12 protein-coding genes are annotated in these 14,589 nt (G+C 62.7%); 2 read left to right on the plus strand and 10 right to left on the minus strand.

The genetic code is table 11. The features are described from left to right. Nucleotides 1-39: 39 nt before the first annotated feature. The 10 genes from LDZ23_RS29390 to LDZ23_RS29435 form a co-directional block, all read right to left on the minus strand. Nucleotides 40-954, minus strand: a complete 915-nt coding sequence (locus LDZ23_RS29390) for a LysR substrate-binding domain-containing protein (RefSeq protein WP_008346469.1) — start codon at nucleotides 952-954, stop codon at nucleotides 40-42. A 78-nt stretch (nucleotides 955-1,032) separates the two neighbouring features. Then, nucleotides 1,033-1,779 carry an SDR family oxidoreductase gene (locus tag LDZ23_RS29395; protein WP_008346471.1) on the minus strand — a complete coding sequence of 249 codons (747 nt, stop codon included), beginning with the start codon at nucleotides 1,777-1,779 and terminating at the stop codon, nucleotides 1,033-1,035. A 289-nt stretch (nucleotides 1,780-2,068) separates the two neighbouring features. Then, nucleotides 2,069-3,238, minus strand: a complete 1,170-nt coding sequence (locus LDZ23_RS29400) for a dihydrodipicolinate synthase family protein (protein WP_008346473.1) — start codon at nucleotides 3,236-3,238, stop codon at nucleotides 2,069-2,071. Between the two features lie 6 nt (nucleotides 3,239-3,244). After that, nucleotides 3,245-4,024: a 3-ketoacyl-ACP reductase gene (locus LDZ23_RS29405; protein WP_008346475.1), complete on the minus strand. Its 780-nt coding sequence runs from the start codon at nucleotides 4,022-4,024 to the stop codon at nucleotides 3,245-3,247. Then, nucleotides 4,021-5,166 carry an acyl-CoA dehydrogenase family protein gene (locus LDZ23_RS29410; RefSeq protein ID WP_008346477.1) on the minus strand — a complete coding sequence of 382 codons (1,146 nt, stop codon included), beginning with the start codon at nucleotides 5,164-5,166 and terminating at the stop codon, nucleotides 4,021-4,023. Before LDZ23_RS29410 ends, LDZ23_RS29405 begins: the two co-directional genes overlap by 4 nt. A gap of 411 nt (nucleotides 5,167-5,577) precedes the next feature. Further along, nucleotides 5,578-6,372, minus strand: a complete 795-nt coding sequence (locus LDZ23_RS29415; RefSeq protein ID WP_404989944.1) for a TetR/AcrR family transcriptional regulator — start codon at nucleotides 6,370-6,372, stop codon at nucleotides 5,578-5,580. 210 nt (nucleotides 6,373-6,582) lie between these two features. Next, entirely contained in the window at nucleotides 6,583-8,247 is a 1,665-nt protein-coding gene (locus LDZ23_RS29420) for an alpha-amylase family protein (RefSeq protein WP_008346480.1), read from the minus strand. 68 nt (nucleotides 8,248-8,315) lie between these two features. After that, nucleotides 8,316-8,804 carry a hypothetical protein gene (locus LDZ23_RS29425; RefSeq protein WP_008346481.1) on the minus strand — a complete coding sequence of 163 codons (489 nt, stop codon included), beginning with the start codon at nucleotides 8,802-8,804 and terminating at the stop codon, nucleotides 8,316-8,318. 84 nt (nucleotides 8,805-8,888) lie between these two features. Next, nucleotides 8,889-9,347, minus strand: a complete 459-nt coding sequence (locus LDZ23_RS29430) for a PRC-barrel domain-containing protein (protein WP_244808288.1) — start codon at nucleotides 9,345-9,347, stop codon at nucleotides 8,889-8,891. Nucleotides 9,348-9,508: 161 nt separating this feature from the next. Continuing rightward, a complete protein-coding gene (locus LDZ23_RS29435; RefSeq protein WP_008346484.1) occupies nucleotides 9,509-10,603 on the minus strand; it encodes a transglutaminase-like domain-containing protein in 1,095 nt (364 codons plus the stop codon). 592 nt (nucleotides 10,604-11,195) lie between these two features. Between LDZ23_RS29435 and oxlT the strand changes: the two genes are divergently transcribed. Together oxlT and oxc are read left to right on the plus strand one after the other, a co-directional pair. Beyond that, entirely contained in the window at nucleotides 11,196-12,548 is a 1,353-nt protein-coding gene (oxlT, locus tag LDZ23_RS29440) for an oxalate/formate MFS antiporter (RefSeq protein ID WP_008346486.1), read from the plus strand. A gap of 285 nt (nucleotides 12,549-12,833) precedes the next feature. After that, nucleotides 12,834-14,576, plus strand: coding sequence for an oxalyl-CoA decarboxylase (gene oxc, locus LDZ23_RS29445; RefSeq protein ID WP_008346488.1), 1,743 nt, complete (start codon nucleotides 12,834-12,836; stop codon nucleotides 14,574-14,576). The last annotated feature ends 13 nt before the right edge of the window (nucleotides 14,577-14,589 follow it).

The raw sequence follows: 14,589 nt of genomic DNA on the forward strand, positions 1-14,589 counted from the left end.
TGCCGCGCGCCCGGATGACCGGCGACGGGCGCGCCTGTTTCAACGAACGCCGGCTTCTTCCAGCAGCCATTCCTTGAACGCGATCACGGGTGCATGGGCCGCGCTTTCCGGCCGATGCACGAGGTAGTACGCCAACTCGCAACTCTGGACGATATCGAACGGCTTGACGAGGCGGCCTTCGGCCAGATCGCGTTCGACGAGCGTCGTGCGTCCGAGCGCCACGCCGTAACCGGAAATCGCGGTTTGCAGGCCCATCGCAGAATCGTTGAGCTGCAGTCCGCGGTCGGTATCGATGCGGTAGCGGCAGCCGGCATGCAGCAGCCACGAACGCCACGTCGGGAAGAGACCGGCGCCGGTCATCGACGTATCGTGGATGAGCGGATGATGTTGCAAATCGGACGGCGCTCCGAGCGCGTGCTCGCCTTCCATCAGCGCCGGGCTGCATACCGGAAAAAATTCGTCGCGCAGCAGGAACGTAGAGACGAGGCCCGCCCATGCTCCCGCGCCGTAGCGTATGCCGACGTCGATCCGTTCGGCCGTGAAGTCGGTGAGGCGGCCGCTCGTGTCGATCCGCAGGTCGTAGTAAGGATGTCTTCGCTGAAAGCGTTCGACGCGCCAGAGCAGCCAGCGATCCGCGAAAGCCGGCGGCACGGTCAGCGTAAAGACGATGCGCGACTTGCTGGCCTTCAGCCGTTCGACGGCACTCGACAGCAGATCGAAGCCGCCTTGCAGATCCGGCAGCGCAGCGCGGGCAGCGTCGGTCAATGTGAGACGCGACGGTCCCGATGCCGATCGATGGAACAACTCGATATCCAGATAGCTTTCGAGTCCGCGAATCAGTTGGCCGACCGCGGCCGGCGTGACGTTCAACTCGTCCGCCGCCGCAGCGTAGCTCAGATGCCGCGCGACCGCCTCGAAGGCTCGCAGCGCGTTCAGATTGCTGGGCGCTCGCATGTTTCTTCATTCAGCCGTGGAATCTCGTGAATGTACAGAATCATGGTGACGCGTGCATCCGCCATCGAAGGCGATGCGTCAGAGCTGCGTCAGTCCGCCATCCACGACGACTTCGGTGCCGGTCACGAACGATGCATCTTCGCTCGCGAGAAAAAGGGCGGCACGCGCGACTTCCTGTGCTTCGCCGAAACGCTTGAGCGGCACGGCGGCTTCGATGGCCGCGCCCGCATCGGCGAGTTCCTTGTCCGACAAGCCCAGTTTCGTGTGAAACGGCGTGGCGATCGGGCCGGGGCTCACCGCATTGATGCGAATGCCACGCGGCGCGAGTTCGGCGCCGGCGGTGCGAACGAGCGAACGCAGCGCGGCTTTCGTCGCGGAAAGAATGGACAGTCCCGGCGTGCCGGTTTCATTCAGGAACGAAGTCGTGACGACGATTGCGCCGCCCTTCGGCAGATGCGGCGCCGCCTTCTGGATCGTGAAGAACACGCCGTTGAAGTTGAGCGAGAATTGCGCTTCGATCTGTTCGGGCGTCACGGCTTCGAGCGGCGCGGCCTGGCCGGCTCCGGCGTTGGCGAACACGATGTCGATACGGCCGTGGCTCTCCACGATATCGACGATCGCGCGATCGATCTGCGCCGGATCGCGCGAATCGACTTTGAGCGCGATCGCCGAATCGCCGAGAATCCGCGCTGCTTCGTCGAGCCGGCTTTGCGTCGTGCCGGTGACGATGACCGTCGCGCCTTCCTTCTGAAACAGCTTGGCCGCTTCCAGTCCGATTCCCGACGTGCCGCCCGTGACGAGCGCGACTTTGTTCTTCAGTTTCATGGCTTGCTCCTTCGATCGATGTTTGAGGTCAGGGGCTTTCGCTTGATTGCGCTGCCCGGTGACTCAACTATCGGCGAGAGGCCCGACACCGGCAAACGAGAAGATCTGCCAACGCGGAGAAGAAAAACTTTTCGGGTGTTGGAGAGGCGCAAGCGATCCTGATGCGCGCGGATCGCGTGGGCGCAGCGGGCCGATAGGCCAGCCGAGTTCGATTCTCAGGCCGCGGCGTCCGAGCGCGCTCACGTATGCCAGCGCCCGTGAATGCGTCAACGAAAGCAGATTCGCGCGCTCATGCCTCGATGCCGAGCGGCGCGAGCACCTTGCGCATGCGCTCGATCGCGAGCGCCGGATCGCGCAGCAGACGCGCCTGATCCGCGAGCCGGAACACATCCGCGAGATAGGCGGGCGGGCGCATGCCGTGATGTCCGCCCGGCATGAAGAAGTGATCCTGAAAGCCGTTCAGATACGAGAGAAAGACCACGCCCGTCTTGTAGTACTGCGTCGGTGCGCGAAAAATGTGGCGCGACAGCGGGACGGTCGGCGACAGCAACGCATGAAAGGTGTCGAGATCGTCGTTTGCGAGTGCGGCGAGCGCCTGCGACGCCGCTGGCGCGATCGCATCGAAAATGCCGAGCAGCGCGTGCGAAAAGCCGTGCTCGTCGCCGGCGATGAGACTCGGATAGTTGAAGTCATCGCCCGTGTACATCTTCACCGATGACGGCAGGCTTCGGCGAAACGCGATTTCCTTCGCGTCGTCGAGCAGCGAGATCTTGATGCCGTCCACCTTCCCGACGTTCTCGCCGATCACGTCGAGGCACACGCGCGCCGCGCCTCGATGATCGTCCGCGCCCCAGTAGCCTTCGAGCTCGGGATCGAACATCTCGCCGAGCCAGTGAAGGATCACCGGCTGATCGCACATCGCGAGCACTTCCCGATAGACGCGCCGGTAATCGTCCGGCGTGCGCGCGACTTTTGCGAGCGCGCGGCTCGCCATCAGAATGACGCGGCCGCCCACGCGTTGCACGGCTTCGAGTTGCTGCCCGTAGGCGCGGATGACTTCATCGCACGTCGAGATATCGCGCGGCGCGACATGATCCGTGCCGCAACCGGACGCGATGCGCGCGCCGGGAATGTCGCGCGTGCCCGCGATCGTGCGCGTGATCAGTTCGAGCGCGCTCGGCCACGGCAAGCCCATGCCGCGTTGCGCGGTATCCATCGCTTCGGCGATACCCAAGCCTTGCTGCAACAGATAGCGCCGATAGTCGAGCGTGCGCGCCCAGTCGATGGCGGGCGTGCCGTTCAGTTCGACCGCGCGCAACGGATCCGCGACGACGTGCGCCGCCGAATACGCGATGCGGTTGAAGGGCGCGGCGGGCGTGCGTACGTCGAGCGGCACGCCTTGCAGACGATATGTCTCGAGTGTGCCGGATGCGGTCGGGAGCGTGATGGTCGAGTTCATGTCGGATCAGTATTTGGTGACGAGCAGGCCGCCGTCGACACGGATGGCCTGGCCAACGCTGTAGGGCAATCCGCCGGTGGCGAGCGTGCGCACGGCGACGGCCACTTCCTGCGGCGTGCCCCAGCGATTGATGGCGGTGAGACCTTGCTCCATTTGCTGGTCGTAGCGTTCCTTCGACGGCGCGGTCATCTCGGTCGCGATGAGTCCCGGCTGCACTTCATACACGCCGATGCCGTGCGGCGCGAGCCGCAGCGCGAACAACGTGTTCGCCATCGAAAGCCCGGCCTTCGATACGCAGTATTCGCCGCGCAACGGCGACGCCGCGACTGCATTCGACGACGTGATCGTGATGACGCTCGGATGCGCCGCGACGCTCGCGCGCGTTCGAGCCAGCATGTGCTTCGCGAACGTCTGCATGAGAAAGAACGTGCCGCGCGTATTGACCGTCATGCAGCGGTCGAAACTTTCCGGCGTGACGTCGAGCAGATCGCCGCGCGACATGACCGAGACGCCCGCGTTGTTCACGAGGCAGTCGATCGTGCTTTCGAGCCGCGCTTCGATATCGAGCAGCATCGGGCGATGGCTGTCGATATCTGCGAGATCGTTGATGACGGCGATGGCGCGCGCGCCGCTTGCCTCGACATCGCGCACGGCCTGATCGAGTTCATCGGATGCGGCGATATCGGTGAGGGCGATATCGAAGCCCGCGCATCCGAGTTCGATGGCGATCGCGCGTCCGATGCCGCGCCGGCTGCCCGTGACGAGCGCAATGGGCCGCGCGCTCACAGCGATGCTCCGTTCGCGACGAGATCGCGCGCGATGATCGTGCGCTGAATCTGATTGGTGCCTTCGTAGATCTGCGTGATCTTCGCGTCGCGATACAGCCGCTCCACTTCATAGCCGCGAATGTAGCCGCTGCCGCCGAATATCTGCACGGCGTTCGCGCTGTGCTTGACGGCGGTGTCGCCCGCGAAGCATTTCGCCATCGAACAGGCGATGCTGGCGCGGTCGCCCGTATCGAGACGCTCGGCCGCGTCGTGCACGAGCAGGCGCGCGGCCTGAATGTCTTTCGCCATGTCGGCGAGCATCCACTGCACGCCCTGAAATTCGGCGATATGGCTGCCGAACTGCTTGCGCGTCTGCGCATAGTCGAGCGCGGCTTCGAGCCCCGCCTGCGCGATGCCGACCGCCAGCGCCGCGATGCCGACACGGCCCTTGTCGAGCACGCTCATCATGATGTGAAAGCCGCGTCCTTCTTCGCCGAGCAATGCATCGTGACGCAGCTTCACGCGATCGAAATGCAGCTCGCCCACTTGCGACGCGCGCTGGCCCATCTTGTGTTCCTTCGGTCCCTTCGACACGCCTTCGAGATCGCAATCGACGATGAAGATGCTCATGCCGCGCTTGCCCGCGGCGGGATTCGTGCGCGCGAGCACGAACGCGACATCCGCGACGGGCGCGTTGTGAATCCACAGCTTCGCGCCGTTCAGCTCCCAGCCGTCGGCGGTGCGCGTGGCCGTGGTGCGAATGCCGGAGACGTCGGTGCCCGCATCGGATTCGGTGATGCAGTACGCGGGCCGCAGCGCCGCGCGCAACAACGGCTCCATGTACTGCGCGCGCTGCGCCTCGGTGCCGTGCACGCTCAGCAACGTGCCGACGAGTTCGAGCAGGCCGCATTGATCCGCCACCGACGAATAGCCGCGCGACAGTTCTTCCATGACGAGCGCGTACGCGGCGGCATCGAGACCCGCGCCGCCGTATGCTTCCGGCACCGTGATGCCGAAAAGCCCGAGCTCGCCCATCTGCCGATAAACCTCCGCCGGAAAGCGCTCTTCGCGGTCGAGTTCTTCCGCCAGCGGACGGATGACTTCCTGCGCGAAACGGCGCGTCGTGTCGCGAATCTGTTGATGTGTTTCCGAGAGTTTCATGCCGTCTCCGATCGATATGAAAAGGCCCGCAATTTGCATTCGGCCGACCCGTTCAGATAAACCGGAGCGCCTCGCAGAAGACCTTGAATTACGTGGTTTTGTGTGCCGGCATTCGCAGCAAGTAACCATCTGGTGGGTTATTTAAGACCAACGAAACGCCGCTGTCAACGTGTTTCGCGGCCGATGAAAACGGAGGATGACTTGAGCAAGTGGATGCAGGCCGCCGACGCGGTGCTCGCGCAACTTGAGGCGCGTTTCCTTGGCGACCGGGCACTCGCGCGCTCTGACGATCGTTCGTGCGCTCGGCATCGGCGATGGCAAGGGCAGCGGGCTAGGCCGCCTGGCTCACGAGGGAAGGGTCAGGCGTGTGAGCGGCTTCTCGCGGCCGCATAAGCGGCGCGAACGTATTCGCTATTTGCGGATGGTCCGCAGCACCGTGTCGATGTTGAAGGCGAGGCGCGCATCGAGCGCTTCCTTCTCCATGAAGTCGAAGTCGAAGATCAGCCCGCTCGTAAAACGGTTGGTCAGATAGTAGTAGCTGATGCCGGCCATCGTGATGTGCAGCTGCCGCGGATCGATGCCGCTGCGAAATGCGCCCGATGCGACGCCGCGATCGAGGATGCGCTGCAGCATCGACGTGAAGTTCTGATGGAGTTCCATGAAGCGCGCGGACTTCTTCACGTGACGAGCCTTGTGAAGATTTTCGTTGCTGACGAGGTTCAGGAATTCCGGATGACGAAGGTAGTGGTTCCAGGTATGCGTGACGAGGGCGGCGATCGCATCCTCGGGTGACAGATGATCGAGATCGAGTTTTTGCTCGGCGGAACGGATGTCGGCGTAGACATCCTCCAGCACCTCGAGGAACAGGTTCTCCTTACTGCCGAAGTAGTGATAGATCATCCGCTTGTTGGACTTCGCGCGGGCCGCAATGGCTTCGACGCGAGCGCCATCGAGACCGAGTTTCGCGAACTCCTTCTTCGCCGCTTCGAGAATGCGGGCGCGTGTGACTTCGGGATCGCGCTGTCTGGGTTGGCGAGTGGCGGTAGCCTTCGTGGCTTTGGCGGATTTCGCGGCCGCTTTTTCTGGCGTGGTCGCAATGGTCATGGGGTTCTCATGCACAGAAGTCCGGGAGCCGGCCAATGCCGGCGGTCTGGCGACGACTATAAACCAAAACGTTCGTCTTAAGAGAGTAACCGGGTAGTGCATGGAATGAGGCAGACAGGGTGACGACGAGTGAATCGAAAGCAGCCCTGAAGCTCCCGCGCGAGGCGATATGCACCGCGATGTATATCGACGGCAGGCATCACGCGAACGCGGAGTGCGAATTCATCGCGCGCAAGCGTTCAGGCCATGGCGTGCCGGTGGCGGCGACGGCGCGCCCGCGGCCGCACGTCGATGCGGCCATGCTCTCCAACGTCAAACTTCGCTGCGCTTCAGAAGATAATCGAGACCGCCTGCGCGGAACCATCGATAGCCATACGGCTCCAGCACGACCGTATGCTGTCCCTTCGCATCGCCCTGACTATGATCGTCGGATAACAGATTGACCAGCACGTCGTTCTCTCCAGCGCCGAGGCCGACCCGAAACTTCACGGTGCACGCCGCGGCGCTGAAGTTATGCAGGCAGACCACCGAGTTGTTTCGCCAGTCGTAACGCAGCGCAAGCACGTCGTCGCGCGATGCCTTCAGAATCGCGAAGTCGCCCCAGCTTATCTCGGGCACTTCCTTGCGCATCCGGATCATTCTCTCCATCCAGTTCAGCAGCGAGTCCGGATCGCGGCGCTGGCTCGCGACGTTCACACGTTCGTAGCCGTAGGGTCCGCCAGAAATCACCGGGCAAACGGGACGCGCGTGCTTCGTGAAACCGGCATGCGGCTCCGTCGACCATTGCATCGGCGTTCGCACGCTTTCGCGCTCGGGCAGGCGCAGGTCGTCGCCCATGCCGATCTCATCGCCGTAGCGCACGACGGGCGTGCCCGGCAGCGTCAGCATCAGACTGTACGCAAGCTCGAGCCGATGACGATCTCCGTCGAGCATCGGTGCAAGACGACGGCGAATGCCGCGCTTGTACAGTTGCATGTCCGGCTCCGGGGCGAACGCCGCGAACACGGCTTCGCGCTGCGCGGGCGATAGACGGCCAAGATCGAGTTCATCGTGGTTTCGCAGGAATACGCCCCACTGCGCGGTTGCGGCGCGCGATTTCGTCGCGTCGAGCGCGTTCTTTAGAGGCGTGGCGTCGGCGCACGCGAGCGCATGAAACGTGTTCTGATTGACCTGGAAGTTGAACATCATCTGCAATCGCTCGCCCGCGTCGCCGAAGTATTTCATGTCGGTGTCGGGCAGCACGTTCGCCTCCGCGAGAATGATCGCGTCGCCCTGACGCCATTGCAGGAACTCGCGAAACATACGCAGCATGTCGTACTGCTCAACGGGCCGCTTCACCTGTGCGCCCTTGGCGGCGATGACGAACGGGACCGCATCCATGCGAAAGCCCGAAACGCCGAGCTGAATCCAGAAGCCCATGATCTTCAGCAACTCCGCCTGCACGAACGGATTGGATGTATCGAGGTCGGGCTGAAACTCGTAGAAGCGGTGGAAGTACCACATGGCCGCTTCCTTGTCGTAAGTCCACGTCGTCTTTTGCACGCCGGGGAAGACCACGCCGTCCTTCGCGTTGGCCGGCCGCTTCTTCGACCAGACGTACCAGTCGCGATATTTCGAATCGGGATCGCGCCGCGCCTCACGGAACCACGGATGCTGATCCGACGTGTGATTTACGACGAGATCGATCATCACGCGCAACCCGCGTTGACGGCACGCGTGCGTGAACTCCGCGAAGTCGCCGAGCGAGCCGTATCGCGGATCGACGTTGTAGTAATCGCTGATGTCATAGCCGTTGTCGCGGCCAGGCGACGGCTGGAACGGCATCAGCCAGATGGTGGTGATGCCGAGCCCCTGAAGATAGTCGAGCCGCCGCAGCAAGCCCTGAAAGTCGCCGACGCCATCGCCGTTCGCGTCCATGAACGTGCCGACGGACAGGCAATAGATGATCGCGTTCTTGTACCAGAGGTCGTTGACCATACCGATCGCGTGAAGTCGATGAAGGGCGAACCGGGACGGTGCGCCCCTGCATTGCTTATTGCATATGCTTATTGCTTCTTCGCGGCATCGACCTTCGCTTCGGCCGCTTTCTTGTTCGCGTCGTTCTGGGCTTCGACCTTGTTTTCATCGGCCTTGGCCTGCGCTACGTTCGCATCGTGGGCGGCGTCCTGCTTCTTCCTGTCCGCCTTCGCCTGGGCATCGTGCATCTTCTTGTTGGCCTTGCTCTGCGCGTTGGCCGCGTCGTTTCGCGCGCCCGATGCCTCCGCAGCCGTGGTCGCCTTCGCGCCCTTGGCGGCCTTCTTGTCGGCATCGGCCTGAGCGGAAGCCTTGTCTTCGTCCGCCGATGCCTGTGCCTTGGCCGCATCGCTCCGAGCTTCGGCCTTCTTCTTGTTCGCCGTCGCCTGCTCCTCCATCTTTTCGCTGTTTGCCTTCATTTGAGCCTTTTGCGCGTCCGAGGCATCTGCGGCGACTGCCGCGTGCTGAAACGCCGTCGTGGCGAGGAGTGTGGACGCGATAACAGCGATGAGCTTTTTCATGATCGATATCTCCTGTACATCTGTTTTTGAATGACTGCTCCCGACGCGGCGGGCTAACGGCATCGCCGATCAATGAAGTTCGCTTCAGAGTTCCGGGGGCACGTTGCGATACGTTGCGTCGTCCCGCTCGAAGCGTTGCCAATAGGGCGGCCGGCTGTAGTACCGGTGAATCGAGTCGGCCCACGAGCGATCTGCCATCGATGGCCACGCATCCTTGTCGAAGCCGGGCGCGCTCTTCACTTGTTCCGTGGTCGCTGAAATCCGAAAGCACTTGTTGTTGGTATCCAGCGTCAAGGCGCTCCATGGAATCGCGAGCAGCTTGTCGCCGATCCCAAGGAAGCCGCCGCTCGAAAGGACCGCATACGCGATGCGTCCGGATGTGACGTCGAGCATGATCTCCTTGATCTTGCCGACATCGTCTCCATCGGAACTCAGTACGTTGTTTCCATCCGGCGTGCTCGCGGCCATGACGTCGGGGCCAGGACCATCCGCGGTCTCGGCGCCTTTCCCGACAATGTTCATCTGGCTTGTATCGACTGACATGATTTGTCTCCCAATGAGCCGACGTTCGACATCGGCATGTCGTTATCGACGCAAAGAACGTTCCGCATATTGGGAGACTGCTTTCGTACGACCGTCGGATGTTTCGCGACTGGATGCTTCTCAGTTCGCCGCGGGACGGACCGTTGCAGTCAGTGCTCCAGTCAGCGTGCCGTCACGCGAATGAGCCTTGCTGCCGGACCTTGATCGATGGGCGCGTCTGCGCGATCAGCGGCGACGCGCCACTTCGGGAACGTGCCGGAGCTGTCGACTTGCCACGCATCACCCGCTTCATCGACGTAGATCGCGCTCGCGCGTCCCTTGGCAGCCGATGTCCTGCGCGCACGCGGCGCATCGCGGTCGAATGACCGGCTGCCCAGCTCGTTGAAGACCGTCGCAAGCGGGCGGTCTGCCTGACCCGACTCGCTGAGCGGAGCGGCGAGCGGTCCTGCGGGCGCGCGCAGCACTGCTTCGGCAGGCTTGCGACCAGCGAGGATCGCGGAGAGCAGCGCCGACGGACCAGTCCAGGCAGATGCTTCGGAAACCTTATCGTCTGCACGCTTCGCGGATGCCGCACCCGGTGAATCGAGCGTGAGCGGCTCGCTCGCGTTGTCGATCTGCACGACGAGGATGACGTGCCAGTCGTCCGGCGTGTTCCTGTAGCGCGGCGCGAGCGACACGAGACGCATGCGCGCGATGTCGAAGCCCGCGTCGCGCAGCAGCAGATATTTGGCGACGGCGAAATCCTTGCACACGCCGCTTTCGATGAAGAAACGCGCCGGCGCGTAGTAGCTGCCATCGGTTCCGTCGCGGTAGCGGATCTCGTTGACGAGCGCGTCGGCGAGCAGCGCGGCGGAGCGATCGCCGGTCTTTGCGCGCGCGGCCTTGACCTGCGCAACGAGCCGAGTCCATCCGGCGGGTTCGCGCATCTGATGGATGCGCACCGCTTCGCGCAGGCGCTGCACGCGGCCGATCGCATCCGATGATGGCTCGAGCTTGCTGTCGGCAAGGGGCAAGAGAAAGATCAGGTCGCCGACCTGCGCGAGTTCCGGGCGCATCTTGCGGTTGGCTTCCCACCATGTGCCGGTGCGCAGGCGCTCGATGCCGGCTTTGAGCGCGTGAGGCGTGGCCGTATCGTCAGGAACCGCGACATGCGCGCCGGATGCGGCTACGTTCGCTGCGCCCGCGACGACGGGCAAAAGCAGCGCGGCTGCCAGCGAGCACTGGAGAAAGCAGACAAGCAGTCGGGCGAGTGGCATGGGCGGACTCCTGACAACCGTACCGCGCGCCAATGCGCCCGGTGACTGGAAGCCGCTCATGCTGTTCGTATCGATGGCAACGCGGGCTTTGAACCGACATTGCATGCGACGTGCCAATTTTCAGTGGCACGCCAGATCGTTGATTAGACGAGACATTGCGATCGTGAACGGGAATGCCGCAAGTCCGCGGTGATGGCCGCCGACCAACTGTCGCGCGATATCTGTTGCCGTCCCGCGGACATTCCGGCGCGCGCGCATAGACGTGGCGGCCAATCTGGCCCCGTCATCCATTCACGATAATTAATCCAAACTGAAATTTTTAATAACTTTCCCTTATATTTTTTCTCGCGCACGATGCTCACACTGTCCACTCTCGATACCACTTGGAGGAAAGCGCGGACGTAGCAGGAAACGACGGCACACCTCGATCGCGTGCCCGTCGAGCGAAATCGTTGCCTCAATACACGCGCCACTCGCGCGCGTCAATCGGCTTTCCCCCTGCACGCCCGTCTCGCAAACAAACCTGACGCATCGGCTTTTCAGCACGACATCAAGCGCCGAACGAGCGCAATGACACATAACGGAGACAGACATGGTGAGCGCAGATACGACGGTGGCCGGGCAGTCGCACGGGCGTCGTCAGAACAGGTGGGTGCAGTTGGTCATCGGCATCGTCTGCATGGGGCTGGTCGCCAATTTCCAGTATGCGTGGACGTTGTTCGTCATGCCGATGGACGCAAAGCACCATTGGGGGCAAGCGGCGATTCAAACCGCCTTCACGATCTTCATCGTGACCGAAACGTGGCTCGTGCCTGTCGAAGGCTGGCTCGTCGATAAATTCGGACCGCGCCCGGTGGTGATGGGCGGCGCGATCTTCGCTGCGATCGGCTGGATCATCGACGCCCATGCCACCACGCTCATGCATCTGTACATCGCCGCAGTCGTTGCGGGCATCGGTGCCGGCTGCGTGTACGGTACATGCGTCGGCACGGCGCTCAAGTGGTTCCCGGACAAACGCGGTCTCGCGGCCGGCCTGACCGCGGCGGGCTTCGGCGCGGGCGCGGCCGTCACGGTGATTCCGATCTCGAACATGATCCAGAGCTCAGGCTACGAGCATGCGTTCATGTTCTTCGGCATTCTGCAAGGCGCCGTCATATTCGTGCTCGCGCTGATGCTCGTGCGGCCGAATCCGCCGAAAGGCATCGTGCCGGCCAAGCGCATCGTGGCGACCAAGATCGACTACACGACCGGACAGATGGTGCGAGCGCCCATCTTCTGGGTGCTCTATGCGATGTTCGTCGCGGTGGCGGCGGGCGGTGTGATCGCCACTGCGCAATTCGGGCCGATCGCCAAGGAGTACGGCTTCGCAAGTTTGCCAGTGAGTCTGTTCGGCGCGACCTTGCCGCTGCTCGCGATGACCTTGTCCATCGACAATCTGTGCAACGGCTTCACGCGCCCGCTATGCGGTTTCATCTCGGACAAGATCGGTCGCGAGAACACCATGTTCATCATCTTCTTGGGCGAAGGCGTCGCGCTGCTGGGGTTGATGCAGTTCGGGCAGAACCCCTACATGTTCATGCTGTTCGCGGCGCTGACCTTCCTGTGTTGGGGCGAGATATTCTCGATCTTCCCGGCGACCTGCGCGGACACCTTCGGCAGCAAGTACGCCGCCGCCAATGCAGGAACGCTATACACGGCCAAGGGCACGGCTTCGATGATGGTGCCGCTCGCGTCGGTGCTCGCGTCGCTCGGTTCCTGGAACGCCGTGTTCATCGCTACCGCGATCACGTCGATCGCGGCGGGCGTGTGCGCGAAGTTCGTACTCGCGCCAATGCGTCGCCGATGGATAGAGAACACGGTCACGCAGGCTTCGCCGCAGTCCTATATCGACTTGCCCTTCCAGACCGACTGGACGGACGCGCCGAGCAAGTCGTCGACGCGATGAATCCCGCCTGCTGATACCGAAGCGACGCGTTTCAAGCGCACGCTGTCGCGCGTCCTCCGCAAGAGCTGCGCATTCGATTTGAAAAAAGAAAGGCCGCGTGACAGATGTCCGCGGCCTTTCTTTTTTTAGCAGTGCCGCGCCTGATCTGATGATCGTCAGCGCCTTGACACCGAAACATCTCATCTAAGGGTTCATCCCGATCCCGAACAGCAAACTAAGCTTTGACAAATTCTGTATCTAATATCTAGTATATCACCAACATAACCGGCCCTCTGGGGGAGACAAATGGCAGACGTACTCGAGGCAAGAACACAGGAAGCCGCCGAAGTTCAGGCGCCGCAATTGACCGACGGTTTCCATCTCGTCATCGACGCGTTGAAGCTGAACGACATCGATACGATCTTCGGCCTCGTCGGGATTCCCATCACCGACCTCGCGCGACTCGCTCAGGCCGAAGGCATGCGTTTCATCGGCTTTCGCCATGAGCAGCATGCGGGCAACGCAGCCGCGATCGCGGGCTACATGACGCAGAAGCCGGGCATCTGCCTGACGGTGTCGGCACCGGGCTTCCTGAACGGACTCACGGCGCTCGCCAACGCGACCACCAATTGCTTCCCGATGATCCTGATCAGCGGTTCGAGCGAGCGCGAAATCGTCGATCTGCAGCAGGGCGATTACGAAGAGATGGATCAGCTGAACGCGGCGAAGCCGTATGCGAAGGCCGCCTATCGCGTGCTGCATGCGGAGGACATCGGCATCGGCATCGCGCGTGCGATCCGCGCGGCCGTGTCGGGCCGTCCGGGCGGCGTGTATCTCGATCTGCCCGCCAAGCTGCTGTCGCAGACGATGGACGCGCTCAAGGGCCAGCAATCGCTCATCAAGGTGGTCGATGCCGCGCCGCGTCAGTTGCCGTCGCCGGATTCGGTGAAGCGCGCGCTCGACGTCATCAAGGGTGCGAAGCGTCCGCTGATCCTGCTGGGCAAGGGCGCAGCGTATGCGCAGGCCGACGCGCAGATTCGCGAACTGGTGGAGAAGAGCGGCATCCCGTATCTGCCGATGTCGATGGCCAAGGGCCTGCTGCCGGACACGCATGCGCAATCGGCGTCGGCTGCGCGGTCGTTCGTGCTGCAGGAAGCGGACTGCGTCGTGCTGATCGGCGCGCGTCTGAACTGGCTGCTCGCGCATGGCAAGGGCAAGACGTGGGGCTCGGCGCCGAAGAAGTTCGTGCAGATCGATATCTCGCCGACCGAAATCGACAGCAATGTCGCGATCGCCGCACCACTGATCGGCGACATCGGCTCGTGCGTGGCGGCGCTCGTCGAGGGCATCGGCGCGGAGTTCCCGAAGCCGTCCGTCGAATGGACGGGCGCGATCAACGAGCGCAAGAACAAGAACCTGGAGAAGATGGCCGCGACGCTCGCGAAGAATCCGTCGCCGATGAACTTCCACAGCGCGCTGCGCGCCATTCGCGACGTGTTGAAGACGCGCCCGGACATCAACGTCGTCAACGAAGGCGCGAATACGCTCGACTATGCGCGCAGCATCATCGACATGTACGAGCCGCGCAAGCGCTTCGATTCCGGAACGTGGGGAATCATGGGCATCGGCATGGGCTTCTCGATCGGCGCCGCGGTGACGAGCGGCAAGCAGGTCGTCGCGATCGAAGGCGATAGCGCGTTCGGCTTCAGCGGCATGGAACTCGAAACCATCTGCCGATACGACTTGCCCGTCTGCACCATCGTGTTCAACAACAACGGCGTGTATCGCGGCACCGATGTGAATCCGACCGGCGGCAAGGACGTCGCGCCGACCGTGTTCGTGAAGAACGCACGCTACGACAAGATGATCGAGGCATTCGGCGGCATCGGCTACAACGCGACGACGCCCGAAGAGCTCACGCATGCGCTCGAAGAAGCGATCAAGTCGGGCAAGCCGACGCTCATCAACGCAGTGATCGACGAAACGGCCGGCACGGAGAGCGGTCGCCTGACGAATCTGAACCCGCAAAGCGCGGCATCGAAAAAGTAACCAAGACTAGCCA

Origin of the sequence: Caballeronia zhejiangensis (genome assembly GCF_022879815.1) — a bacterium.
Taxonomy (GTDB): Bacteria; Pseudomonadota; Gammaproteobacteria; order Burkholderiales; family Burkholderiaceae; genus Caballeronia; species Caballeronia zhejiangensis.

Excerpts from the sequence above, each read along its gene's own strand:
- LDZ23_RS29410 (WP_008346477.1), bottom strand. The coding sequence starts at position 5,166 with ATGAAACTCTCGGAAACACATCAACAGATTCGCGACACGACGCGCCGT.
- LDZ23_RS29415 (WP_404989944.1), bottom strand. The coding sequence starts at position 6,372 with ATGCACTACCCGGTTACTCTCTTAAGACGAACGTTTTGGTTTATAGTC.
- LDZ23_RS29425 (WP_008346481.1), bottom strand. The coding sequence starts at position 8,804 with ATGAAAAAGCTCATCGCTGTTATCGCGTCCACACTCCTCGCCACGACG.
- LDZ23_RS29435 (WP_008346484.1), bottom strand. The coding sequence starts at position 10,603 with ATGCCACTCGCCCGACTGCTTGTCTGCTTTCTCCAGTGCTCGCTGGCA.
- LDZ23_RS29395 (WP_008346471.1), bottom strand. The coding sequence starts at position 1,779 with ATGAAACTGAAGAACAAAGTCGCGCTCGTCACGGGCGGCACGTCGGGA.
- LDZ23_RS29390 (WP_008346469.1), bottom strand. The coding sequence starts at position 954 with ATGCGAGCGCCCAGCAATCTGAACGCGCTGCGAGCCTTCGAGGCGGTC.
- LDZ23_RS29430 (WP_244808288.1), bottom strand. The coding sequence starts at position 9,347 with ATGTCAGTCGATACAAGCCAGATGAACATTGTCGGGAAAGGCGCCGAG.
- LDZ23_RS29420 (WP_008346480.1), bottom strand. The coding sequence starts at position 8,247 with ATGGTCAACGACCTCTGGTACAAGAACGCGATCATCTATTGCCTGTCC.
- LDZ23_RS29400 (WP_008346473.1), bottom strand. The coding sequence starts at position 3,238 with ATGAACTCGACCATCACGCTCCCGACCGCATCCGGCACACTCGAGACA.
- oxc (WP_008346488.1), top strand. The coding sequence starts at position 12,834 with ATGGCAGACGTACTCGAGGCAAGAACACAGGAAGCCGCCGAAGTTCAG.
- oxlT (WP_008346486.1), top strand. The coding sequence starts at position 11,196 with ATGGTGAGCGCAGATACGACGGTGGCCGGGCAGTCGCACGGGCGTCGT.